This is a genomic window from Microbacterium lushaniae (assembly GCF_008727775.1).
Taxonomy (GTDB): Bacteria; Actinomycetota; Actinomycetes; order Actinomycetales; family Microbacteriaceae; genus Microbacterium; species Microbacterium lushaniae.
Genome location: NZ_CP044232.1, coordinates 2858328 through 2881535 on the forward strand (window position 1 = coordinate 2858328; position 23208 = coordinate 2881535).

Below are 23208 nucleotides of genomic sequence, written 5' to 3' on the forward strand. Positions count from 1 at the left end.
GTCAGGCGCGCACGCGCACCTGGGCCTTGCCCAGTACGGTCGTCTCGGCGTGTGTCACGGTGAGGTCGATGCGCACGACGTCTTCATCGACCGCGCCCACCTTGGCCACGATGTGCAGATCGGCGCCGTTGTCGGGGTGCACCACGACCGGCCGGGTGAAGCGGACGCCGTACTCCAGGATGCGTCCGGGATCCCCCAGCCACTCGGCGATCGCGCCGACGGCGATGCCCATCGTCAGCATCCCGTGGGCGAGCACCCCCGGCAGCCCGACCTCGGCGGCGATGTCGTCGCGGTAGTGGATGGGGTTGAAGTCCCCGGATGCGCCGGCGTAGCGCACGAGCGATTCCCGCGTCAGGTGCACCGTGCGCTCGGCGACGACCTCGCCCACGGCGCTCACGCGGACTCCCCCGATCCGACCAGGAGCACCGTCGTGGCCGTCACCACGTGCGCCCCCGCCGCATCCGTCATCTCCGTCTCGCTGGTGACCATGGCGTTGCCTCCGACCGAGCGCACCCCGCCCACGGTGAGCGTCGCCGTCAGCTCGTCGCCCGCGACGATGGGACGGGTGTAGCGGAACCGCTGCTCGGCGTGGACCGTGCGGGACAGCTCGATGCCCGCATCCGGCTCGCCCAGCAGCTGCTGCAGGGTCAGGTCCTGGATGACCATGGCGAAGGTCGGCGGCGCCACGACGTCGGCGTACCCGAGCGCGCGGGCCGCTTCCGCATCGGTGTGCACGGGCGCGTCGGCGAAGACGGCCCGAGCGAACTCGCGCACCTTCTCCCGGCCGACCAGATAGGGGGCGGTCGGCGGGAACGTCCGGCCGACGAGCTGGGGATTAACGGGCACGTGCCCAGTCTACCGAGGGCGCCGCGGCGGCTGCCGTCAGCGCGTGCGCCCGCGGACCGCCTTCAGCGCCATCTGCACGGCGATGAATACCAGGAACGCCGCGAACAGGATGTTGCCGAGGAACGGGTCGACGATCGTCGCCAGCCACGCTCCCACCGCCGTCGTCGTGCAGGCGGCGAGCCCGACCAGTCCCGCCGCGGCGAGGTCGACGTTGTGGCGGCGGAGGTTGCCGATCGTGCCGGAGATGGCGGTGGGGATCATCATGAGCAGCGACGTGCCCTTGGCCTCCAGGTCGCTCGTGCCGAACAGCAGCAGCAGCGCCGGTACGACGATGATGCCGCCGCCCACCCCCAGCAGCCCCGCGAGCACGCCGGTGATGAGCCCGAGCACGGCGAGCCCCGACCCGGTGAGCCACGTCAGCTCCAGCACGGCGTCGCGGGAGGGGATGACGAAGAAGAGGCTGACGATGACGACGGCGAGGAATCCGACGAACCCCCACCGCAGCGCCGTCTGCGACATGCGCGGCAGCAGCCAGGTGCCCACCTGCGCTCCGATGACCGCTCCTGCGGCGAGGATGAGCGCCGGGATCCACGCCACCGAGCCGGAGACGGCGTAGGAGATGACACCCACCGCGGCGGTCGGGACGATCGCGGCGAGCGAGGTCCCAGCGGCGCGGCGCTGGTCGAACCCGAGCAGCAGCACCAGCAGCGGCACGATGACCGTGCCCCCGCCCACGCCGAACAGGCCGGACAGCAGCCCCGCGAGCAGGCCGATGCCCACGCACGCGAAGATGAAGCGCGCGCCCCGGCGCGGGGGTGCGGATGCGTTCATTCGGCGTAATCGAGCGCGTCGATCGCCCAGCGGTCCCCGTCCAGCACGACTTCGTAGCGCAGGGCGTCCTGCACCGGCTCGGGCTGGTCCAGCGGCTGGCCGTCCTGGTCGTACAGCGAGTCGTACGTCTCGAGGGTCACGACCTCGATGAGCTCGTCGTTCACGACAGTGATGTCGGTGACTTCCAGCTCATAGTCGTCGGTGGACAGCCCGAACGATTCGGCGTCGACGGCGAACGTCTCACAGTCGGCCACGCCGATGCTCTCGCGGTAGGCCTCGGTGGTCGAGCGTTCGTAGGCGTCGCAGTCCGCGTCGCCCCACGCGTCGTCGTAGAGTTCGACGGCCTCGACGGCCGCGGTCTCCTCGGGGCTGCCCGCGGTCGCCGCCGGGCTGCTCGTGAGCATTCCGATGATCATGGGGACCAGGATGAGCGCCAGCACGATCAGCAGCAGCACCACCCCGCCCAGGACCACCCACAGGATCCACAGCTTGGATTTCGGCTTCGGCTGATCCGGCGCCAGGGGTCCGGGCTGCGCCGGCATCCCGGCGGGGTATCCGGGCTGCGGGGCGCCCGGGTACTGCGGGGGGTACGCCGGACCGGCAGGCACCGACGGCGCGGCGGTGGCGGCGTCGGGCGCAGATGCGGCGGGGGCGGCGTCGGGCGCGGATGCGGCAGGGGCGCCGGGCTCCGAGAGGCCGGGTGCGGTCGGGGCATCCGGTGCCGTGGCGGCGTCGACGACGGGCTCCGCGTGAGCATCCGGTGCCGCGGGAGCAGCGACGGACTCCGTGTGGTCGGCGGGCGCCGCATCCGCCTGCGCGGCCGGGTCGGCAGGTGCCGGCGGCTGCACGTGCTCGGTCCACTGCGCACCGTCCCACCAGCGCAGGGCGCCGTGACCGTCGTCGTACCATCCGGGGGGTGTCGTGCTCATGAACCGTCTCGTTTCGGCGGGATGCGGACTATTCCGTTCACCCTATCGCCGCGCCCGCAGCGTGACCGCCACCCGGGAATGACCCGGGACCACGCCGGGTTGAGCCCGCAATGACTCGTGTGGGAATCATCGGAGCAGGCAACATCGGTTCGACCCGCGCGGGCTCGCCGCGCGGGGCTACGACGTCGTGATCGCGAACTCGCGCACACCCGACACCCTGTCCCAGCTCGTCTCCGAGCTGGGCGAGCGCGTCACCGCCGCGACCGCCGAGGAGGCGGCCGCCGCGGGCGAGTTCGTCGGCGAGGCGACGACGTCCGGCCTCCTGCAGGCGCACCTGGCGGGTGCGAAGGTCGCCAAGGCCTTCAACCACATCCGCAGCGGCGACATCCTCACCGACGGCGCGCCGGCCGGAACCCCTGGGCGCCGCGCGCTGAAGGGGAGGTTCGCGGCCCCCGGCGGCGGAAGCCACTGCCGACCGGGGGCCGTCCTCCCCACGGGCCGAGAGACGCGGTGACCCGAACACCGGTCTGCGGCTGATCCGCGGGGGTCGAACACATCGAACGTATCCCGGCACGCTCGGCCGCCTTCGGCCGTTGACGCGGAGCGGGCGCACCTGATACACGCCCGCGGCGGCGCCGGACGAGAGAGACTGGATGCAGGCCCCTGCGGCCGATGACGGAGGAACCATGACGATGCCACGCTCGACGGCGCTGCGCCAGACCCGCGCCGACTTCCCGTTCTTCCAGCGGCGCCCGGGACAGGTGTACCTCGACTCCGCCGCGACGTCCCAGCCGCCGCGAGTGGTCCTGGATGCCGAGCGCACGTTCACCGAGACCGCCTACGCCGCCGTCCATCGCGGCGCCAGCGCCGCGACCGGGTCGGCGACCACGGCGTTCGAATCGGCGCGCGCCCGGATCGCGCGGTTCGTCGGCGCCGGCGACGACGAGATCGTGTGGACGGAGAACGCCACCGACGCCATCAACCTGCTCGCCTGGTCACTCACGGATGCGGCGCACGAGGGCGGCGACGGACCCTGGGTGCTGCATCCCGGTGACGAGATCGTCATCACCGAGGCCGAGCACCACGCGAACCTCGTTCCGTGGCAGCGACTGGCCGCGCGCACCGGCGCCGTCCTGCGTGCCGTGCCGGTGGACGATGAGGGGCTGTGGACGATCGACGCGCTCGCGGGGGTCGTCTCCGATCGCACGCGGCTCATCGCGTTCGCGCACATCTCCAACGTGACCGGGTTCGTGGCCCCGGTCGAGGACGTCGTCGCCCTGGCCGCCCGGCACGGCGCACTGACCTTCCTCGACGCCTGTCAGTCGGCGCCGCATCGCCCGCTCGACCTGCACGGACTGGGCGTGGACTTCGCCGCCTTCTCCGCGCACAAGATGCTCGGCCCCACCGGTATCGGTGTGCTGTACGGTCGCGCGGCGCTGCTGAACGCGCTGCCTCCGGGGCGCACGGGTGGTTCGGCGATCACGACCGTCACGCTGGAGTCCGCGGGGTTCCTCCCGGCCCCGCACCGGTTCGAACCGGGCACGCAGCCCGTGGTTCAGGCCGTCGGCTTCGCCGCGGCGGCGGACTATCTCGCCGGACTGGGCATGCCGGCGGTCGCCGAACGCGAGCATCATCTCGCCCAGGCGCTCGTGGACACCGTCGTCCGGGTCCCCGGCGTGCGCATCATCGGTCCGGCGGCCGGGGCCGAACGCGCCGCGCTGGTCAGCTTCGTCGTCGACGGCGTGCACCCGCACGACGTCGGGCAGTTCCTCGACGACCGCGGCGTGACCGTCCGCACCGGCCACCACTGCGCCCAGCCGCTGCACCGCCGGCTCGGCGTGCCGGCCACGACCCGCGCCAGCGCCTACGTCTACACCACCGACGACGACATCGCCGCCCTCGGCGAGGCCCTCGCCGAGGTGCGCGGATTCTTCGGAGCCGACCGATGAGCGACCTCAACGACCTGTACCGCGAGGTCATCCTCGATCACAGCCGGCGTCCGGTCGGCCGCGGCGACGTGTCGGGGTTCGCCACGACCCACCACGAGCTGAACCCCACGTGCGGGGACGAGATCACCCTCGGCGTGGAGATCGCCCCCGACGGCCGCATCAGCGCGCTGGCGTGGGAGGGATCGGGATGCAGCATCTCCACCGCATCCGCCTCGGTCATGTCCGATCTCGTGCGCGACGGCACGCGGGAGGAGGCGGCCGGACTGATCGCGGATTTCCGCGCGCTCATGCGCGGCGGAGGCGAGATGGAACCCGCCGAGAGCCTCGGGGATGCGGCGGCGTTCGCGGGGGTCTCCCGCCTGGTGACGCGCGTGAAGTGCGCGATGCTGCCGTGGGTGGCGCTGGAGGCGTGCCTGCGCACGGCGCCGTAGCGGCGCATCCGGGGCCTGGCTGACGTCGCGGGACCGCGGGTTGCACGAACGGCGACCGCCGATATGCTGGTGCCGTGCAGACCTGTCGTTGTTGTCGCTGAGCGCGTTCGCGCCGCCTCCGACGACCTCTGCCCACCCCGCGCTCCGCGCGACCCACTGAAGGAATGCACCCCGTGCGCTACGCCTCGAGCGTGACCGCCCTCATCGGCGACACCCCCCTCGTCCGTCTCAACCGTGTGACCGACGGCATCGCCGCCACCGTGCTGGCGAAGATCGAGTTCGTCAACCCCGGCGGATCGTCCAAGGACCGCATCGCGGCCAACATCATCGACGCCGCCGAACGCAGCGGCGCCCTCCGCCCTGGGGGAACGATCGTGGAGCCGACGAGCGGCAACACAGGTGTGGGCCTGGCGCTGTTCGCGCAGCAGCGCGGCTACCGCTGCGTGTTCGTCGTGCCCGACAAAGTCTCCGACGACAAGCGGGCGGTCCTGCGCGCGTACGGCGCCGAGGTCGTCGTCGCGCCCACCGCCGTGGCACCGGAGGACCCGCGCTCGTACTACAGCGTCTCCCGCCGCATCGTCGAGGAGACCCCGGGCGCGTTCATGCCCAACCAGTACGACAACCCCAACGGCCCCCGCAGCCACTACGAGAGCACGGGCCCGGAGATCTGGCGCGACACCGACGGGGCGATCACCCACTTCGTCACCGGCGTCGGAACGGGCGGCACCATCAGCGGCACGGGGCGCTACCTCAAGCAGGTCTCCGGCGGCGCCGTGCGCATCGTGGGTGCAGATCCGGAGGGTTCGGTGTACTCCGGCGGCACGGGTCGGCCCTACTTCGTCGAGGGCGTCGGTGAGGATTTCTGGCCCGGCGCGTACGACCCCACCGTGGTCGATGCGGTCGAGGCCGTCAGCGACGCCGAGTCGTTCGCGATGACGCGCCGCCTCGCCCGCGAGGAAGGGCTCCTCGTCGGCGGTTCCAGCGGGATGGCCGTGGTCGCGGCACTGCGGGTGGCGCGGGGCCTGCCCGCCGATGCGGTGGTCGTCGTGATCCTCCCCGACAGCGGCCGCGGATACCTCGCCAAGGTCTTCTCCGACCCGTGGATGCAGACGCACGGGTTCGCGGTGGATGCTCCGTCCTCCGGCCCCACGGTTTCCGATCTGCTCGCCGAGCGCGGCGAGCGCGCGCTGCCGGTGGTCGCGGCATCCGCCACTGCCGGTGACGCGCTGGAGGCGCTCGGCCGCGCGGGCGTGGACGTTGCCCCCGTGGCATCCGCCGCCGATCCCGTGCTCGGCGAGGTCTCCGGGGCCGTGCACGCCGCGACCCTGCGCTCGGCCTCCCCCGGGACGCCCGTCGCCGACCTCGCGGGCGACCCGCTCCCGCTCGTGGGTGTGGGGGCGCCGGCGGCTGAGGCGCTCGAGCTGATCGCTGCCTCCGGTGCCGTGCTCGTGGCATCCGCCGGTCGCCCGGTCGCCGTACTCACGACCGCCGATCTCCCAGGCTCCCCCGCCACCACGCCCACGCCCACGCCCGCCTCCGAAGGAGCCTCCTCGTGACCGCCGATTCCGCCGCACGTCCCTCCGACCACCCGGCTTCCGACGGGCTTTCCTCCGACGGCCTGGCCTTCGACAGCCTCGCCGTGCACGCCGGGCAGTCGGCCGATCCCGGCACCGGCGCGGTCATCCCGCCCGTGCACTTCTCCACCACCTATGTGCAGGACGGCATCGGCAACCTGCGCGCCGGCTACGAGTACGGCCGCAGCGGAAACCCCACGCGCACGGCGCTCGAAGAGCAAGTGGCCGCGCTCGAGGGCGGTCGGCACGGCGTGTCGTTCGCCTCCGGACTCGCCGCCGAAGACGCGCTGCTGCGCGCGGCCCTGCGGCCGGGCGACGAGGTGCTCCTCGGCAATGACGTCTATGGCGGCACGTACCGGCTCCTCTCCCGCATCCTCGGGCCGTGGGGCGTGTCGCTGCGGGTCGTGGACATGAGCGACCTCGAGGCCGTCGCGGCGGCGATCGCCGTGCGCGCGCCGCAGATCCTGTGGGTGGAGACCCCGAGCAACCCCCTCCTGCGCGTGACCGACATCGCCGGGCTCGCGCGCCTCGGCCACGAGGCCGGCGCGCTCGTGGTGGTGGACAACACCTTCGCCTCCCCCGCACTGCAGCGCCCCCTCGCCCACGGCGCCGACGTCGTCGTGCACTCCACGACGAAGTACCTCGGCGGCCACTCCGACGTCGTCGGCGGCGCACTGGTGCTGAACGACGATGCCCTCGCCGAGCAGGTGCGCTTCCTGCAGTTCGCCGCGGGCGCGGTGTCGGGACCCATGGACGCGTGGCTGACCTCCCGCGGCATCAAGACCCTCGGGCTGCGGATGCAGCGGCACAGCGAGAACGCCCTCGCCCTCGCGCGCTTCCTCCACGAGGACGACCGTGTCGATCGCGTGTACTACCCGGGTCTCCCCACGCATCCGGGCCATGACATCGCCGCAGCCCAGATGTCGGCGTTCGGCGGCATCGTCTCCGTCGCACTCGCCGACGCCGCATCCGCCCGCCGTTTCGCGGAATCCACGCGCCTGTTCCAGCTCGCCGAGTCGCTCGGCGGGGTGGAATCGCTCGTGAACCACCCCGACGAGATGACGCACGCGTCGGTGCGCGGCACCGAGCTGGCCGTGCCCGCGGAGGTCGTCCGCCTGTCGGTCGGCATCGAGTCGCTCGACGACCTCCGCGCCGACCTCGACCAGGCGCTTTCCGCCCGCTGATCCGCCCTCCCTGGGCCGCGTTCCCCGGCACCCGCCCGGCCTCGGCGGCGTCGAGTCACCTCGAGCCTCCGTTCAAAACTCAGGAGACACGCCGCGCCGCAGCACCCCAACCCCGCCGCCACCCCCGGATCTCCTGAGTTCTGCGCACGGCGGCGGCGTCAGGCGAGCGCCGCGCCCCACCGCCACTCGGCGACGGCGGGGTCGTCCTCCCCGTGCTCGCGCGTGTAGGCGCGAGCGCGGGCGCGACGGTCCAGGAGGTCCTGCCGCAGCCCGGCGTAGCGGGTCGCGCCCCCGGGCACGCGGTCGAGCACGTCGATCGCGAGCTGGAAGCGGTCGAGGTCGTTGAGCATCACCATGTCGAACGGAGTGGTGGTGGTCCCGCGCTCCTTGTACCCGCGCACGTGGAGATCGTCGTGCCCGTGCCGGCGGTAGGTGAGGCGGTGCACGAGCCACGGATAGCCGTGGAAGGCGAAGATCGTCGGCACGTCGGGCGGGAAATAGCCGTCGAAATCGGCGTCGCTCAGACCGTGCGGATGCTGATCCTCCGACTGAAGGCGCATGAGGTCGACGACGTTGACGACCCGGGTGGACAGATCGGGCGCGTACTGGGCCAGGAGCGCGGCCGCGGCGACGGTCTCGTGCGTGGGGACATCCCCGGCCGCCGCGAGCACCACGTCGGGAGCTCGCCCCTCCGTCTCCGTCCCCGCCCACGCGAAGGTGCCCAGCCCGCGGCGGCAGTGCGCGATCGCCTCGTCCATGCCCAGCCACTGCGGCGAGGGCTGCTTGCCGGCGACCACGACGTTGATGTAGTCGACCGAGCGCAGACAGTGGTCGTACGTGCTCAGCAGCGTGTTGGCGTCGAAGGGCAGGTACACCCGCACGATCTCGGCGCTCTTGTTCATCGCGACGTCCAGGAATCCCGGATCCTGATGCGTGAAGCCGTTGTGGTCCTGGCGCCAGACGTGGCTGGACAGCAGATAGTTGAAACTCGCGATCGGCGCACGCCACTCCAGCGGCCGCGACGCCTCCAGCCACTTGGCGTGCTGGTTGAACATCGAATCGACGATGTGCACGAACGCCTCGTAGCTGTTGAACACCCCGTGCCGCCCGGTGAGGAGATACCCCTCGAGCCACCCCTGGCACTGGTGCTCGCTGAGGACCTCCATCACCCGCCCCGCACGGGCGAGGTGCTCGTCCAGCGGTGAGAACTCCGCGTTCCACTGCTTGTCGGTGGCGTCGTAGACGGCCGGCGCGATCCGGTTGGAGGCGGTCTCGTCGGGCCCGAACAGCCGGAAGGTGTGCGGATTGCGCCGGATGACCTCGGCGAAGAAGCGCCCCAGCACGGCGGTGGCCTGGCCGTCCTCGGCCCCCGGCGCGCCGACCGGCACGGCGAAGTCGCGGAAGTCGGGCAGGTCGAGGTCGGTTCGGATGGTGCCGCCGTTGGCGTACGGCGTGGCCGACATCCGCCGCGGGCCCTCGGGCGCGAGCGCGACGGTGTCCGGCAGGGGCGTCCCGTCGTCGTCGAACAGCTCCTCCGGCCGGTACGACCGGAGCCACTCCTCGAGCTGGCGGAGGTGCTCGTCGGTATCGCGCGCGGAGGGCAGCGGCACCTGGTGCGCGCGCCAGGTGCCCTCCACCGGCAGCCCGTCGACCTGCTTCGGCCCGGTCCACCCCTTCGGCGAGCGCAGGATGATCATGGGCCAGATCGCGCGCTCGGTGGACCCGTCCTCCCGCGCGGCGCGCTGGATGTCGCGGATGCGGTCCAGCGCCGCATCCAGTGCCTCGGCGAAGACCCGGTGCACGTGGTCCGGCTCGTCGCCGGCCTCGAACGACACGAGGATGGGCTCGTGCCCGTACCCGCGCATCAGGCTCAGCAGCTCGTCGTCGGGGATGCGGGCCAGGAGCGTCGGGTTGGCGATCTTCCAGCCGTTGAGGTGCAGGATCGGCAGCACCGCCCCGTCGGTGGCAGGGTCGATGAACTTGTTGCCGTGCCATCCGGTCGCCAGCGGCCCCGTCTCGGCCTCACCGTCGCCCACGACGCAGAAGACCGTCAGGTCGGGGTTGTCGAAGGCCGCTCCGTAGGCGTGGCTGAGCGAGTACCCCAGCTCACCGCCCTCGTGGATGGAGCCCGGAGTCTCGGGCGCGGCATGGCTGGGGATGCCGCCGGGGAAGGAGAACTGGCGGAACAACCGCCGCATCCCTTCCTCATCCCGCGTGATCCGCGGATACACCTCGGTGTACGTGCCGTCCAACCACCCGCACGCCACGACGCCGGGCCCGCCGTGACCGGGCCCGGCGACGTACAGCGCGTCGAGGTCGCGCTCGCGGATCGCACGGTTGGCGTGGGCGTAGACGAGGGTGAGCCCGGGAACGGTGCCGAAGTGACCGAGCAGCCGAGGTTTCACGTGCTCCCGCGTCAGCGGCTGGCGCAGGAGCGGATTGTCCAGGAGATAGATCTGCCCGACGCTGAGGTAGTTGGCCGCCCGCCACCACGCATGCAGGCGCCGCAGGGTCTCGTCGTCCATGGGGTGAACCTAGTGCACGGGCGAGCCCCCGGTCACGGCGATCGTCTCACCCAGGATGTAGCTGGCCTCCTGCGACGCGAGGAACACGAACGCGGGGGCGAGTTCCACCGGCTGCGCGGCGCGGCCGATCGGGGTCTGCGCGCCGAACTCCTCGATCTTCTCGTTCGGGACGAACGCCGGCTGCAGCGGTGTCCACACCGGCCCCGGCGCCACACCGTTGACCCGGATGCCGCGTTCGATGAGCTGCTGCGACAGCGCCCGGGTCCAGTTGGCGATGCCGGCCTTGGACACGGCGTACTCCGCGAGCGAGGGCGAGGGCTGGAAGCCCTGGATGCTGGAGGTGGTGATGATGGCCGCGCCGGGCTTCAGGTGCGGGGATGCCGCCTTCGTCAGCCAGAACAGCGGGTAGATGTTCGTCTTCACGACATGGTCGAGGGTCTTGGTCTCGAAGTCGTCGATGCTGTCGACGGTGGGCATGGTGCCCGCGTTGATGACCAGGATGTCGAGGCCGCCGAGTCCGGCGACGGTCTTCTCCACGATGTCGACGTTGGTCTGCTCGTCCTGCAGATCGCCGGGCAGGAGCACGGCGGTGCGCCCCTCCTTCTCGACCAGCGCGGCCACTTCCTCCGCCTGCGCCTGCTCTTCCGGCAGGTAGCTCAGGGCGACGTCGGCGCCTTCGCGGGCGTAGGCGATCGCGATCGCGCGCCCGATGCCGGAGTCGGCGCCGGTGACGAGCGCCTTGCGTCCGGGCAGCCGGCCGAAACCGATGTAGGTGGTCTCGCCGTGGTCGGGGGCCGGATCCATCTGGTGGATGTCGCCCGGTCCCGACTGCTGCTGCGGGGGGAACGGCGGGCGCGGGTACTGCGTCGTGGGGTCCTGTGCGGTGTACATGTCGGCCATGCCCGCCACGGTAGGAGCCCCCACCGACCCGCCCGCCGGGGTTGCGGCGGGCGGGCCCGGCGGCTATGCGTTGCGCGTGGAGGGCGTGCGGTTCTCGGCGCTGACCATCCAGGAGAGCTGCTCGAGCCGCTCCAGGACGGCGTGCAGGATGTCGGCGCTGGTCGGGTCTTCCTCGTCGACGTCGTCGTGCACCTCGCGGCACATCGAGGTGACGGCATCCAGGCGCTCGGTGATGAGATCGATGACCTCGGCGGTGTCGATCTCACCCTGCGGGAACTCCGGAAGGCTGGTCGTCTCGGCGACGGTGTCGCTGCGGCCGTCGGGCAGCGCGTGGAGGGAGCGCATGCGCTCGGCGACGGTGTCGCTGAATTCCCGTGCGGATTCGATGACTTCGTCCAGCTGCAGGTGGGTGTCGCGGAAGTTCCTGCCCACGACGTTCCAGTGCGCCTGCTTGCCCTGGATCGACAGCTCGATGAGGTCGACGAGCACCTTCTGGAGGTTCTCGCTCAGCTCCGCGGATGCGGTGAAGCCGCTCTCGGCGTTCTCCTCTTTCGTCAGGCCAGCCCCGGCTCCGCCGCGTGCCGGCCGGCGGCGGTTGCGGGTGGGGGCGCTCTTGGTGTCTTTGTCGTTCTTCGTGGCCATTGTGTTCTCCTTGCACTCAGGACCGAGACGAGAGCGACGCTAGCGCGACGCTCACCGCGCGGGCCGGGGCTTGTCGCTCCCCGGCCCCGTTGCTATGCGCGCCTGCGCGCGGCCGACATCGGTGAGCAGGCGCGTCAGGGCACGAGGCTCTTGCGGAGGAAGATCTGGTCTTCGCCCGTCTCGCCGCCGGCACGCTCGGTCTCGCGATAGCCCTCTCGCGTGTACAGCCGGAGGTTGGCTTCGCTCAGCCGCCCCGTGAACAGCTCCGCCTCGCGGGCCCCGGCCTCCCGGCCACGCTCCTCCACGGCGTGCAGGATGAGGGACCCCAGCCCGGCGCCCTGCATGTCGGGCGCCACGGCGATCCGGCCGATCAGCAGCAGGTCGCCGTCGCGCTGCGCGCGTGCCGCCGCGACGATGCGCGAGCCGTCCAGCGCGACGCATCCGAGGTTCTCCACCAGCTCGGCTTCGAGTTCGGGGAGGGTCTGCGTCAGAGGCGGCGTGTCGACGTCGCCGTAGATGAGGGCCTCCGACACGAATGCGGCGCGCTGCAGAGTCAGCACTTCGCCGGCGTCGGCCGTTTCGATGGGGCGGACCCGAGCCTGCGGCTCAGAGGACCGCGACGATGCCACGTGCGCTCAGCTCTGCCATCAGTTCCTCTTCGAAGATGTCGGCCTCGTCGCGAAGGTCGGCGTCGGCGGCGGTGCTCCCCTCGTCCATGGTGTCCTCCTGTGTGGAAATCTCTTCCTTCCAGTGAACACGCGACAGCGCCCCGGCGAAGAGCGTTGACAACCGGGGCGCTGCTCGTTAGCGAGAGGTCAGCGAGGCACGTCCTCGCGCCACTGGCCGGTCTCGACGCCGCGGCTCTCGATGAACTCCTTGAAGTTCTTGAGGTCCTTCTTGACCGCGTGCTGGCCGACGCCGACGAGCGAGCCGACCTTCTCCAGCAGGCCTTCCGGCTCCCAGTCGATCTGCACCGTGACACGCGTGGAGGTGTCGGAGAGCTTGTGGAAGGTCACCACGCCCGCGTGCTCGGTCTCTCCGCCGACGCTGCGCCATGCGACGCGCTCGTCGGGATGCTGCTCGGTGACCTCTGCGTCGAACTCGCGTTCGACGCCGCCGACCTTCACCTTCCAGTGGAGGTGGGTGTCGTCGCGCTGCTGGATCGACTCGACCTCATCCAGGAAGGAGGGGAAGGTCTCGAACTGGGTCCACTGGTTGTATGCCGTGCGCACGGGCACATCGACGTCGATGGTCTCGATGATCTGAACCATGTCACTCCTCGTGTGGTTTGGTGTCCCCACCCCACCCCACGCACCCCGGGAAAGGGGAGGGATTGACAAGAGGCTGATGCGCGCTCGCCCCGCCGGGACGGACCCGACTCAGCGCCCCGCGGCGTAGCCCGACGCGCCGCGCGGATTCGCCGCCGCGGAGAGGATGCCGCCGGTGCCGCGGCCGACCGAGGACAGGCGGCCGAGCGACCAGTCGTCGACGACCGTGACGACGTGGCCGCGGGCGCGCAGATCGCCCACGACGTCGGCGCCCAGGCGGCCTTCGACCACCACGCCCAGCGGTTCCCACGCCCGCGGCCAGAAGGAGCTGGGCAGGTGGGTCGTGTGGAAGGTCGGAGCGTCGATCGCCGACTGCGCGGAGAATCCGCCGAGGATGCGGCGCAGCAGGTAGGGCAGCTGCCACTGGTCCTGCTGATCGCCGCCGGGTGTCCCGAGAGCCTCGATCACCTCTCCGCCTCGCTGCAGGAGGGTGGGCGACAACGTCGTGCGGGGGCGGGCGCCGGGCCGCAGCGCCGCCGGGGCCGCCTCGTCCAGCCACGTCATCTGCAGCCGAGTGCCGGCGGCCAGCCCGAGGCCCGGCACCGCCGGGGAGGACTGCAGCCACCCGCCGGACGGCGTGATGCTCGCGATGTTGCCCGCCGCATCCACGACGTCCAGGTGACACGTGTCGCCGCGCGTCTCCCCGTCCGCACGCACGGTCGGCTCTCCGACGCTGCCGCCGGCGCTTGGCGCATCCGACACGAGCGGGGGCACGAACGGCTCGCGACCGGGCACGGCACCCGGGCGCCACTGGGGGCTGGCGGCATCCGTGATGAGCGCGGCACGCTCGCGCGCGTACGCGTCGCTGAGGAGCACCCCCAGCACCTCGCGCGCATCCTCGCCGTAGTACGCGTCGCGGTCGGCGAAGGCGAGCTTGAGGGCCTCGATGATGACGTGCGCGCCGCGCGCGGTGGCGGGGTCGAGCTCGTCGTCGGGGAAGGTCGACAGGATCGCGAGCGCCTGCAGCAGCACCGGTCCCGAGCCCCACGCCGGCGCCTTGACGACGTCGACGCCCCGGAACCGGTAGGTCACCGGCTCCTCCCACTCGGCGTCGTACCCGCGCATGTCTTCGGGCGCCAGCACTCCCGCGTACTCTCCGCCGTCGGAGTGGCGGTGCGGCCGGCCGAGGAACGCGGTGAGTCCGCGCGCGACGGATCCTTCGCGCCATTCGCGCAGCACCGCGTCGAGGCGGTCGGTGCGGGAGGAGCCGGATGCTGCGGCCAGCCGGCGCAGCGCACCGGCCCACTCGGGGTTGCGGAACGTCTCCCCCGCCTCGGGGACGCGCCCGCCCGGCATCCACAGCGCCGCCGAGGTGGGCCAGTGCGCGCGGAACAGCTCGGCCACAGCATCCACCGTCCGCGCCCATGCCGGGGCGACGGGCACGCCGCCTTCGGCGTATTCGACGGCGTAGGCGGCGACATCGGCGAATTCCCACGTGCCGTGTTCGCGCAGCAGGAGCAGCAGCGCGGGGAAGGCTCCCGGGATCGCCGCGGCCAGGCCGCCGGCGCCCGGGACGGCGTCCAGTCCGAGGGCCCGGTAATGCGCGATCGTCGCCGCTGCCGGGGCGGCCCCCTGGCCGGAGAGCACCCGCGGCGACCGCCCGCCGGGTGCGACCAGACCGACGAGGTCGCCGGCCGGGCCGTTCAGGTGCGGTTCGGCGACCTGCAGCACGAGGCATCCCGCCACCGCGGCGTCGAACGCGTTGCCGCCGCGTTCGAGCACGCTCTGCGCCGCGCCGGTGGCGAGCCAGTGCGTGGAGGCCGTCATCCCGAAGGAGCCGGTCAGGGTCGGGCGCGTCGTGAAGGCCGGGGGCGGAGCCCAGGGGGAAGGCGACATCGTCCCATTGTCACCTCTCCCCCGGATCGCGGCGCGTGGCCCCGCCCACTCCTCGCCGCCCGGGCGCAGAATCGGCCGGCTGTGCCTTGCTACTCCGCGACCCGAGGCAGTAGTTTTTCGGTATGCCGAAAAGTCTTCGTGGGACGGTGACACTCGTGTCGCTGGTGGCGCTCGCGGCTGGGCTTCTCACCGGATGCGTCACCGCTTCGGCCACCCCCGGCGAAGGGGATCGCCCCCGTGTCCTGACGACGTTCACGGTCCTGGCCGACATGGCCCGCAACGTCGCGGGCGAGCACCTCGAGGTCGAGTCGATCACGAAGGTCGGCGCCGAGATCCACGGCTACGAACCCACCCCCGGTGACATCGCCAAGGCCGCCGAGGCCGACCTCATCCTGGACAACGGCATGAACCTGGAGGCGTGGTTCGCGCAGTTCGTGGAGTCGGCCGATGTGCCCCACGTCGTCGTGTCGGAGGGGGTCGACGTGATCGACATCGCCGGCGACGCGTACGACGGTCGGCCGAATCCGCACGCGTGGATGAGCCCGGTCAACGCGCAGCGGTACGTCGACAACATGGTCGACGCCTTCAGCGATCTCGCGCCCGAGCACGCCGACGACTTCGCCGCCAACGCAGCGGCGTACACCGCCGAGCTCCAGCAGATCCATGAAGAGCTCGTGAGCGAACTGGCCGCACTGCCGCAGAACCAGCGCGCTCTCGTGACGTGCGAAGGCGCGTTCTCCTACCTGGCGCGCGACGCCGGTCTCACCGAGGCCTACATCTGGCCCGTCAACGCCGAGCAGCAGGCCACGCCCCAGCAGATCGCCGCGACGATCGAGTTCGTCGGCGACAACGACGTGCCCGCCGTCTTCTGCGAGTCCACCGTGTCGGACAAGCCCATGCAGCAGGTCGTGGATGCCACGGGCGCCGAGTTCGGCGGCGTGCTCTACGTCGACTCGCTCTCCGAGGCGGATGGCCCGGTGCCCACCTACCTGGACCTCCTCCGCCACGACACCGCGACGATCATGACGGCCCTCACCGGCGGCGCGCGGTGACACCGGCGATCACCGTCGAGGGCGTGACGGTGCGCTACGGCGACGTCGTGGCGCTGAGGGATGTGTCCCTCGAGCTCTCACCCGGGCGGGTGACGGGCCTGATCGGCATGAACGGTTCGGGCAAGTCGACGCTGCTGAAGACCGTCCTCGGGCTCATCCGCCCCGACTCCGGCGCCGCGCAGGTCCTGGGCGTTGCTCCCGCGGTGGCACGGCGGAAGGGCCTCATCGCGTCGGTGCCGCAGAGCGAAGACGTCGACTGGGCCTTCCCCGTCTCGGTGCGCGACGTCGTGCTGATGGGTCGGTACGGGCGGCTCGGCCCGACCCGGCGCCCGCGAGCGGCCGATCACGCCGCCGTGGACGAGGCCCTCGCGCGCGTGGACCTGACCGACCTCGCCGACCGGCAGATCGGCCGGCTCTCCGGGGGTCAGCGCAAACGCGCGTTCGTGGCGCGCGGCATCGCGCAGGATGCGGCGGTCCTGCTGCTGGACGAGCCGTTCGCGGGGGTCGACAAGACCTCCGAGGCCACGATCGTCCGCCTGCTGCGAGAGCTCGCCGCAGACGGGCGCACCGTCCTCGTCTCCACGCACGATCTTGCCGCCCTGCCCTCCCTGGCCGACGACGCGGTCGTCCTGCTGCAGCGCATCGTGTTCCGCGGCGCCGTCGCCGAGGCTCTCCTGCCCGAGAACCTGGCGCGCGCCTTCGGGCTGGACGCACCCCTCGAAGGGGGCGCGCGATGAACGTGCTGGACGTGCTCCTGGAACCCCTGCAGTACGAGTTCATGACCCGCGCCATCCTCACCACGGTGATCGCCGCGGTCGTGTGCGCCATGCTCTCGTGCTGGCTGGTCCTCATCGGGTGGTCGCTCATGGGCGACGCCGTGTCGCACGCGGTACTCCCCGGTGTCGTGCTCGCCTACGTCGTGGGCGCGCCGTTCGCACTGGGGGCGGTCGTCTTCGGTCTGCTCGCGGTCGCCCTGATCGGCGTCATCCGTGACACCAGTCGCGTGAAGGAAGACGCCGCGATCGGGATCGTGTTCACGACGCTGTTCGCCCTGGGGCTCGTGCTCATCTCGATCACTCCGAGCCAGACCGACCTCAACCACATCATCTTCGGCAACATCCTCGGGGTCTCCGCGGCCGATCTCGTCCAGATCGCGGTGCTCGCGCTGGTCGCGTTCGTCGTGCTGGTGGTCAAGCGGCGCGATCTGACGCTCTACGCGTTCGACCCCGCCCACGCGTTCGCGATCGGGCTGTCGCCCCGGATGCTGGGGGCGCTCCTCCTCGGGGTCCTGGCCCTCACCGCCGTCGTCGCCCTGCAGGTCGTGGGCGTCATCCTGGTCGTGGCGATGCTGATCATCCCGGGCGCGACGGCGTATCTGCTCACCGACCGCTTCGGCCGCATGCTCGTCATCGCGCCGGTGATCTCGGCGCTGTCGTCGGTGGTGGGCATCTACCTGAGCTACTGGCTGGATGCCTCGTCGGCAGGGCTCGTCGTCCTCGTGCAGGGCGCGGTCTTCACCGCGGTCTACCTGTTCAGCCCCCGTCAGGGAGTGCTGGGCCGGCGCCTGCGCCGACGCGGAAAAACTCAGCCGGCCACGACAGCGGGCTAAGCCGCCCCGAGGCTCACGCGTCGTCGGCGTCGTCCCCGGTCACGTCGCTGGTGATGGTGTGTTCGCGCTTCACGTCTTTGACGATGTCGGTCTTCAGATCGTCCGCCGGGTTCTCATCGCCGGGCGAGAGGGGCGGCACGGGGGTGCTCATCATGTCGGGACTCCTTTCACGCACCACCAGCGTAGGCATCGTCCACCGCGCCCGCCGGGGGTTGCGCCACTGACCCCCGGCGTCTAGGCGTCCGCGGTGCTCGCCCGCTTCCCGCGGCGCGTGGACCGCGCTGTCCTCAACGGATGGGGCACTGGCGCATGTCGCGCCTTTTCGCGAAGGTGGGGTTCGGGCGTCGCCTGACAGAATCACCGGGGGCGGGTGTGACCCTTGCGGTCTGCTTCACACACCCGAGGGATCCGCTTCCGATCCGGCACGAAGCGGAGGACCGCGTGGGCAAGTTCCTGTTCGAAGGTCAGCTCAAAGCCGACTTCGACGACCGGCTGCTCGCGCATCTGCAGGTCGTCATCGGCGCCAAACTCCGGCGCGGGGAGTCCTTCCACTTCACGTGGAAGGACGACCCGAGCATCGGCGACGGCAGAACGTCGATCTGGGTGCACCCGCACAGCGTCATCACCTACAAGTTCTACGGCGGCCGCCTGCCCGTCCTCAATCGCGCGTGGGTCGACGCGCTCATGTTCACCGCCAACTCACCGCGCGGGCTGTACGTCGTGCCGGAACCGCCGGCGAACGCGGGAGGGGAGCAGGAGACCGATGAAGCGCATTGACATCGCCTACGGCGGCCAGGCGTACTCGGTCGGCAACACCGACATCGACGAGCTCCGCGCGCAGATCCTTCGCGCGGCGCGGGATGCCGCTCCCTTCTGGCTCGAGGTGAACTCCGGCGAAGGGCAGCCACGCCCCACCTTCCTGCTCATCACCGCCGGAGTGGATGTCGCTCTCACGCCGGTGCCGGGGGACGACGGCATCCTCCCGTAGGTGCGTCAGATGCCCTCGTAGTCCGACCACTCCCCCGCAGGCGGGTCGTCCTGCTCTGTCACGACCGCGCCAGTGCCGGGTGTGCCATAGCGGCGAAGGTTGCGCGTCTTCTCCCGCAGCTGGTCGACGAGTTTCTCGTCGACCAGCTCTTCGTGAGCGACCTGGGCTGAGCTGCTGATCAGCTGGCTGGCGGGACCCACCAGAATGTCCGAGCGTCCGGGCTCCCCTGCCTCATCGATGGTCGGGATCTCCACGGTGGCGGCGGAACCGACCTGGGCCAGCGCCTGCGCGTAGTCGAGGAGGGCGCGCGCGATGTCGGTCCCGGTGAGGATGGAATCTCCGGCGTAGTGAATCCTGTCCATCCCCCACTTCTATCCGGAGCGGGGAGATTTCCACTGACCCTTTTGATCTGCGCCTGAATGGGCTACGGAGTCGCTGCGGAGGTCGCGCGGGCGGGAACGCGTCGGGCGACCGGTCAGCCGCCCTCAGGTGACGCGGATGAGGGTGCGATGCCATCCCGTCGAACCGTCCGGTGCCACCGGGGTGCGCTCCCCGATCTGCACGTCGCCGTTCTTGTCGGTCGCGCGCACGACGATGTTGTGCGCGCCCGGGGTGGCGTCCCATTCGAAGAACCACTGCACCCACGTGTCATCGCTGATGGGGTTCGACAGGGTCGCCGTCTGCCAGCGTCCGTCGTCGATGCTCACGTCGACCTGCTCGATGCCCACCGTCTGCGCCCAGGCGACGCCCGCGAGCGCGGTGCGCCCCGCAGGCACGGGCTCGCCGGTGCGAGGAGTGTCCAGTCGCGAGGAGAACCTGATGGGCGCTTTCGCGCTGTAGCCGCGGGGGGTCCAGTACGCTTCATCCGCGTCGAAGGTGGTGACCTTCAGTTCGGTCAGCCACTTCGTCGCCGACACGTAGCCGTACAGCCCGGGGACCACCATGCGCACGGGGAATCCGTGCTCCAGCGGCAGCGGTTCACCGTTCATCCCGACGGCCAGGATGGCATCCAGGCCGTCGTCGGTGAGGGACGGCAGCGGCGTGCTGGCGGTGAAGCCGTCGACGCTGCGCGAGAGCACCATGTCGGCCCCGGCGAGGGGCCGCGCCTTCCTGAGCACGTCGCGGACCGGAACTCCGAGCCACATCGCGTTGCCCACGAGAGGGCCGCCGACCTCGTTGGAGACGCACGTCAGGGTGATGGCGTACTCGTCCAGCCCCATTCCCACGAGGTCGTCGAAGGTGAGCTCGACCCGCTGCTCCACCATCCCGTCGATCACCAGGCGCCACGTGGCCGGGTCAACGGACGGCACCGTCAGCGCCGTGTCGACGCGGTAGAAGTCCGCGTTCGGCGTGAACAACGGCGAGATCCCCGGGACGTCGAGCTCGGCACCGGCGGGAACCGTCACGGAGGACTTCGGCGCAGGAAGACGCAGGGCTTTGCGGACGGCGGCGAATGACGACGACGTCGCGTCGATCAGCGCGCGCGCACCGATGCCCACGATGAGCGCGGATGCGCCGGCGATCGCGGTGACGCGGAGGAACGCCCGCCGGTCGACGGAGGGCGATGCGGTGGCGCCCTTCGCGTGGACCGTCGGCCGCTCAGCGGGGTCGCCGTCGCGAGCCGGCGACGGCGACCCGCGCTCGTCGGGCACCGCGTCGACTGCTGCGGCGGCCCAGCGGCGCACCCGGGCCACCAGCCACCACAGTGTGACGCCGCCGGCGGCCGTTCCGCCCAGAGCGGGGAGGGCTGCTGCGGGGCCTGCTTCGGCTCGGGTGAGGGCGGCGGCGAGGGAGAGCCCACCGGCGATCACGACCACCGCCACACCCAGCGGCGGCCGGATGAATTGCAGCACGCCCGCGACAGCGGCGGCGGCCAGCACGGCGAGGGCGAGACCCACGAGCAGCGCGATCTTGTCGTACTCCCCGAAGGTCGAGATCGCCAACTCCTTCAGCGGCTGCGGCACCGCGTCGATCACGACGGATCCGAGGGCCAGCAGCGGGCTGGCCTCCCGTGACGCGACGAGTGCCACGAGCTCTGCCGCGGCGAGGAAGACTCCCGCGCTCACGATTCCCCCGATGGCGGCCCAGCCCCAGAACCTGCGCCGCATCCCCGTCACCTTCGCCACAGCCGATCCCTCCATCGCGCGCCCGCGCCGCGAATCGTTGCCTGCATTCTCCCTGCCTCCGCCCGTTTCCCACCGGGAGGATTCCTGGTTCGCGAATGCGCGGTCGCCGACGCCCCCTCGCACGCGTCGGCGACCGCTCTCCCCCGGCCCCCCACCGGGAGCTTTTCTCACATCATCGGCGGCATCAGCACCGTGTCGATGAGGTAGACAGTCGCGTTGGCGGTCTGAACGCCGCCGCAGATCACGGCGGACTCGCCGTTGACCATGATCTCGTCACCGCTGCCGGTGACTTCCAGCTCGGCGCCGTTGACCGTGGCCAGGGTGCCCTCGACCTCGTCGGGGGCGAGTGCACCGGGAACGACGTGGTACGTCAGGATCGAGGTGAGCAGATCGCTGTCCGTCTTGAGCGTCTCCAACGTGGCCGCGTCGATCTTCGCGAACGCGTCATCCACCGGCGCGAACACCGTGAACTCGTCGCCGTTGAGCGTGTCGACCAGATCGACGTCCGGATTCAGCTGACCCGACACCGCCGCGGTCAACGTCGTCAGCAGGGGGTTGTTCGAGGCGGCGGTGGCCACCGGGTCCTGCGCCATCCCGTCGACCGATCCCGCGCCGTCGGGGACCGTCTCGGCGTATTCCGCGCAGCCGGCGCCGACGAGGTTCGCGGCCGGGTCCATCTCCTCGGTCTGCATGGTCTCCTCCGACGAGGGCGCAGAAGAGGACTCCTCCGACATGTCTCCGCTCGAGGTCGAACACGCGCTCAGGGCGAAGACGGCGGCCACGGCCACCGGCACGCCGAGCAGATACAGCTTCTTGCGGGACATCTTGTTCTCCTGATCTGGCGACGCCGAGGCGCCGCCGTGTCGGTGCTGCTGCAGCCGCTCAAGCGGGCTACACGGACTCTTCGGAACGGGCCGCAGATCGGATGGGGCGACGTGCCGGCCCGGTTCGGATCATCCGGTTCCGCGCGGAGAGCAACCCTCAGCCGGTGTCCTGGGGCATGCTGGGTGCTGTGGTGATCGACGGGGCGGAGGTGTCCGACGGCGGGGACGCCGTCGATCACGTCGGCGCTCTGCTCGTGCGGGTGGCCGACGGCGATCAGGACGCCTTTGCGCGCCTGTACGACATGATCTCCGCCCGTGCCTTCGGCCTGATCCTTCGCGTGCTGGTGGATCGGGCGCAGAGCGAGGAGGTGCTGCAGGAGGTGTTTCTGGAGATCTGGCAATCCGCGGGCCGCTTCGCTCCGGATAAGGGTCAGGGGAGATCGTGGATTCTGACCATCACGCATCGCCGGGCGGTGGACCGCGTGCGGGCGGCGCAGGCCAGCACCGACCGCGACGTGCGTGCGGGTTTCCGGGACATGGGTGTGGCGCATGACGGCGTCGCGGAGGAAGTCGAGCTGCGGATCGACGCCGGACGGGTCGCCGACGCACTGGCGACGCTGCCCGAGGCTCAGCGCGACGCGCTCACCCTGGCGTATTTCGGCGGTTACAGTCAGAGCGAAATCGCGGCGCTCGTGGGGTCGCCCCTCGGCACGGTCAAGACGAGGATGCGGGACGGTCTCTCCCGCCTTCGGGTGACGATGGGGGTGACAACGTGAACGAGCAGGAATTCGCCGGGCTGGCCGCCGGCGCTGCAGTGCACGCGCTCTCGCACGAAGACGAGGTGGTGTTCGAGACCGCCCGCCGGCAGCATCCGGAATGGGAGCGGCACGTGACGGCGAGCGCGGCCACCGCCGCCGCGCTGGCCGATGGCGCCGCCGAGGTCACCCCGCCCCCGCACATCCGCAGCGCCTTGCTGGCCCGGATCGCCGTGACGCCGCAGGAGTCCCCCGCCGACACGCGCACGGAGGCCGGGGGCGGCGTCCCCGCCACGACAGCCGCACCGCCGCGGCGCGGCGCGTGGCGCGCACGGACCTGGTTCGCCCTCGCGGCCTCACTCGCCCTGCTGGTAGGCGTCGGCTGGGGTGCGGCGTTCCTCAATCAGCAGCTCAACCCGCCCGCACCCGTGGCCGCGCTCGAGGAGATCCGGGAGGCGCCCGACGCTCGAACCGAGTCCGCACCGATCGCCGATGGAGGGGAGGCGACGGCGTACTGGTCGCCGACGGTCGGCAAGGCCGTCCTCATCCTGGAGGGGATTGCACCCGTCGGCGAGGACGAGAGCTACCAGATGTGGCTCATCCGCGACGGGTCCGCCGTATCCGCCGGCCTCGTGCCCGCCGATGACGGAGTCGGCCCCGCACTGCTGTCCGGCTCCTTGGAGCCCGGCGACGTGCTGGCGGTCACGCGTGAACCCGCAGGCGGCTCGCCCACCGGCCAGCCCACCTCCGATCCGCTCGTCGCCATCGAGACCCCCTGACGCGTCCGGTCGAGCCGGTCACCCTCCCGCCCTGCGCAAAACTCAGGAGACACGCCGAGCGGGGGTGCTGCGGCGGCGGCCGGAGGCCCGGATCTCCTGA

25 protein-coding genes and 1 pseudogene are annotated in these 23208 nt (G+C 71.4%); 12 read left to right on the forward strand and 14 right to left on the reverse strand.

The features are described 5' to 3' along the window. Nucleotide 1: 1 nt before the first annotated feature. The 4 genes from F6J85_RS13760 to F6J85_RS17825 are packed head-to-tail and all read right to left on the reverse strand — an operon-like array spanning nucleotide 2 to nucleotide 2606. Nucleotides 2-397 carry a MaoC/PaaZ C-terminal domain-containing protein gene (locus tag F6J85_RS13760; protein WP_150925818.1) on the reverse strand — a complete coding sequence of 132 codons (396 nt, stop codon included), beginning with the start codon at nucleotides 395-397 and terminating at the stop codon, nucleotides 2-4. Then, nucleotides 394-846, reverse strand: a complete 453-nt coding sequence (locus F6J85_RS13765; protein ID WP_150919604.1) for an FAS1-like dehydratase domain-containing protein — start codon at nucleotides 844-846, stop codon at nucleotides 394-396. Before F6J85_RS13765 ends, F6J85_RS13760 begins: the two co-directional genes overlap by 4 nt. Nucleotides 847-882: 36 nt before the next feature. Then, nucleotides 883-1677, reverse strand: coding sequence for a sulfite exporter TauE/SafE family protein (locus F6J85_RS13770; protein WP_150925819.1), 795 nt, complete (start codon nucleotides 1675-1677; stop codon nucleotides 883-885). Next, nucleotides 1674-2606: a DUF2510 domain-containing protein gene (locus tag F6J85_RS17825; RefSeq protein ID WP_202980833.1), complete on the reverse strand. Its 933-nt coding sequence runs from the start codon at nucleotides 2604-2606 to the stop codon at nucleotides 1674-1676. The genes F6J85_RS13770 and F6J85_RS17825 overlap by 4 nt, the downstream gene beginning before the upstream one ends. Nucleotides 2607-2716: 110 nt before the next feature. Here F6J85_RS17825 and F6J85_RS13780 point away from each other — a divergent pair. The 5 genes and pseudogenes from F6J85_RS13780 to F6J85_RS13800 form a co-directional block, all read left to right on the forward strand. Next, nucleotides 2717-3039, forward strand: a pseudogene (locus tag F6J85_RS13780) (NAD(P)-binding domain-containing protein); the annotation flags it as partial. Between the two features lie 253 nt (nucleotides 3040-3292). Then, nucleotides 3293-4555 carry an aminotransferase class V-fold PLP-dependent enzyme gene (locus F6J85_RS13785; RefSeq protein WP_150925822.1) on the forward strand — a complete coding sequence of 421 codons (1263 nt, stop codon included), beginning with the start codon at nucleotides 3293-3295 and terminating at the stop codon, nucleotides 4553-4555. After that, nucleotides 4552-4986 (forward strand): Fe-S cluster assembly sulfur transfer protein SufU, encoded by a 435-nt coding sequence (sufU, locus tag F6J85_RS13790; protein WP_150925824.1) that lies wholly within the window; start codon nucleotides 4552-4554, stop codon nucleotides 4984-4986. Before F6J85_RS13785 ends, sufU begins: the two co-directional genes overlap by 4 nt. Before the next feature lie 173 nt (nucleotides 4987-5159). Then, the gene (locus tag F6J85_RS13795) at nucleotides 5160-6542 is read left to right on the forward strand and encodes a cystathionine beta-synthase (RefSeq protein ID WP_150927452.1); all 1383 of its coding nucleotides are present in this window, start codon (nucleotides 5160-5162) and stop codon (nucleotides 6540-6542) included. A gap of 62 nt (nucleotides 6543-6604) precedes the next feature. Continuing rightward, entirely contained in the window at nucleotides 6605-7744 is a 1140-nt protein-coding gene (locus F6J85_RS13800) for a cystathionine gamma-synthase (protein WP_150927454.1), read from the forward strand. A 158-nt stretch (nucleotides 7745-7902) separates the two neighbouring features. Here F6J85_RS13800 and F6J85_RS13805 read toward each other — a convergent pair whose 3' ends face one another. The 6 genes from F6J85_RS13805 to F6J85_RS13830 all read right to left on the reverse strand — a co-directional run bounded on the left by F6J85_RS13805 (nucleotide 7903) and on the right by F6J85_RS13830 (nucleotide 14975). Further along, nucleotides 7903-10269, reverse strand: a complete 2367-nt coding sequence (locus tag F6J85_RS13805) for a phosphoketolase family protein (protein ID WP_150925826.1) — start codon at nucleotides 10267-10269, stop codon at nucleotides 7903-7905. A gap of 9 nt (nucleotides 10270-10278) precedes the next feature. Continuing rightward, a complete protein-coding gene (locus F6J85_RS13810; RefSeq protein WP_275094046.1) occupies nucleotides 10279-11169 on the reverse strand; it encodes an SDR family oxidoreductase in 891 nt (296 codons plus the stop codon). 63 nt (nucleotides 11170-11232) lie between these two features. Further along, nucleotides 11233-11811, reverse strand: a complete 579-nt coding sequence (locus tag F6J85_RS13815; RefSeq protein WP_150925827.1) for a Dps family protein — start codon at nucleotides 11809-11811, stop codon at nucleotides 11233-11235. Between the two features lie 134 nt (nucleotides 11812-11945). Then, entirely contained in the window at nucleotides 11946-12440 is a 495-nt protein-coding gene (locus F6J85_RS13820; protein ID WP_150925829.1) for a GNAT family N-acetyltransferase, read from the reverse strand. Nucleotides 12441-12626: 186 nt separating this feature from the next. Further along, the gene (locus F6J85_RS13825) at nucleotides 12627-13082 is read right to left on the reverse strand and encodes an SRPBCC family protein (RefSeq protein ID WP_150919620.1); all 456 of its coding nucleotides are present in this window, start codon (nucleotides 13080-13082) and stop codon (nucleotides 12627-12629) included. Nucleotides 13083-13190: 108 nt separating this feature from the next. Then, nucleotides 13191-14975, reverse strand: a complete 1785-nt coding sequence (locus F6J85_RS13830; RefSeq protein WP_150925831.1) for a gamma-glutamyltransferase family protein — start codon at nucleotides 14973-14975, stop codon at nucleotides 13191-13193. 122 nt (nucleotides 14976-15097) lie between these two features. On the opposite strand from F6J85_RS13830, the gene F6J85_RS13835 reads away from it, so the two are divergent. The 3 genes from F6J85_RS13835 to F6J85_RS13845 are packed head-to-tail and all read left to right on the forward strand — an operon-like array spanning nucleotide 15098 to nucleotide 17636. Then, nucleotides 15098-16027, forward strand: a complete 930-nt coding sequence (locus F6J85_RS13835) for a metal ABC transporter substrate-binding protein (RefSeq protein WP_150925833.1) — start codon at nucleotides 15098-15100, stop codon at nucleotides 16025-16027. After that, entirely contained in the window at nucleotides 16024-16764 is a 741-nt protein-coding gene (locus F6J85_RS13840; RefSeq protein ID WP_150925835.1) for a metal ABC transporter ATP-binding protein, read from the forward strand. The genes F6J85_RS13835 and F6J85_RS13840 overlap by 4 nt, the downstream gene beginning before the upstream one ends. Next, nucleotides 16761-17636, forward strand: a complete 876-nt coding sequence (locus F6J85_RS13845; protein WP_150925839.1) for a metal ABC transporter permease — start codon at nucleotides 16761-16763, stop codon at nucleotides 17634-17636. Before F6J85_RS13840 ends, F6J85_RS13845 begins: the two co-directional genes overlap by 4 nt. Before the next feature lie 13 nt (nucleotides 17637-17649). Here the strand turns inward: F6J85_RS13845 and F6J85_RS17755 are convergent, their stop codons facing one another. Beyond that, on the reverse strand, nucleotides 17650-17790 hold the full coding sequence (locus F6J85_RS17755) for a hypothetical protein (RefSeq protein WP_191906621.1): 141 nt from the start codon (nucleotides 17788-17790) through the stop codon (nucleotides 17650-17652). 287 nt (nucleotides 17791-18077) lie between these two features. On the opposite strand from F6J85_RS17755, the gene F6J85_RS13850 reads away from it, so the two are divergent. Both F6J85_RS13850 and F6J85_RS13855 read left to right on the forward strand, forming a co-directional pair. Further along, nucleotides 18078-18413: a DUF7882 family protein gene (locus F6J85_RS13850; RefSeq protein WP_150925841.1), complete on the forward strand. Its 336-nt coding sequence runs from the start codon at nucleotides 18078-18080 to the stop codon at nucleotides 18411-18413. Further along, complete coding sequence (locus F6J85_RS13855; protein WP_150925843.1) at nucleotides 18400-18624, forward strand: hypothetical protein; 225 nt, start codon at nucleotides 18400-18402, stop codon at nucleotides 18622-18624. The genes F6J85_RS13850 and F6J85_RS13855 overlap by 14 nt, the downstream gene beginning before the upstream one ends. A gap of 5 nt (nucleotides 18625-18629) precedes the next feature. Here F6J85_RS13855 and F6J85_RS13860 read toward each other — a convergent pair whose 3' ends face one another. From F6J85_RS13860 to F6J85_RS13870, 3 genes are all read right to left on the reverse strand, one after another. After that, the gene (locus F6J85_RS13860; protein ID WP_150925845.1) at nucleotides 18630-18986 is read right to left on the reverse strand and encodes a hypothetical protein; all 357 of its coding nucleotides are present in this window, start codon (nucleotides 18984-18986) and stop codon (nucleotides 18630-18632) included. A gap of 123 nt (nucleotides 18987-19109) precedes the next feature. Then, entirely contained in the window at nucleotides 19110-20765 is a 1656-nt protein-coding gene (locus tag F6J85_RS13865; RefSeq protein ID WP_150925847.1) for a molybdopterin-dependent oxidoreductase, read from the reverse strand. Between the two features lie 152 nt (nucleotides 20766-20917). After that, a complete protein-coding gene (locus F6J85_RS13870; protein WP_150925849.1) occupies nucleotides 20918-21574 on the reverse strand; it encodes a fasciclin domain-containing protein in 657 nt (218 codons plus the stop codon). 176 nt (nucleotides 21575-21750) lie between these two features. On the opposite strand from F6J85_RS13870, the gene sigK reads away from it, so the two are divergent. Together sigK and F6J85_RS13880 are read left to right on the forward strand one after the other, a co-directional pair. Continuing rightward, complete coding sequence (gene sigK / locus F6J85_RS13875) at nucleotides 21751-22350, forward strand: ECF RNA polymerase sigma factor SigK (RefSeq protein WP_150927455.1); 600 nt, start codon at nucleotides 21751-21753, stop codon at nucleotides 22348-22350. After that, nucleotides 22347-23108 (forward strand): anti-sigma factor, encoded by a 762-nt coding sequence (locus F6J85_RS13880; protein WP_150925851.1) that lies wholly within the window; start codon nucleotides 22347-22349, stop codon nucleotides 23106-23108. Before sigK ends, F6J85_RS13880 begins: the two co-directional genes overlap by 4 nt. The last annotated feature ends 100 nt before the right edge of the window (nucleotides 23109-23208 follow it).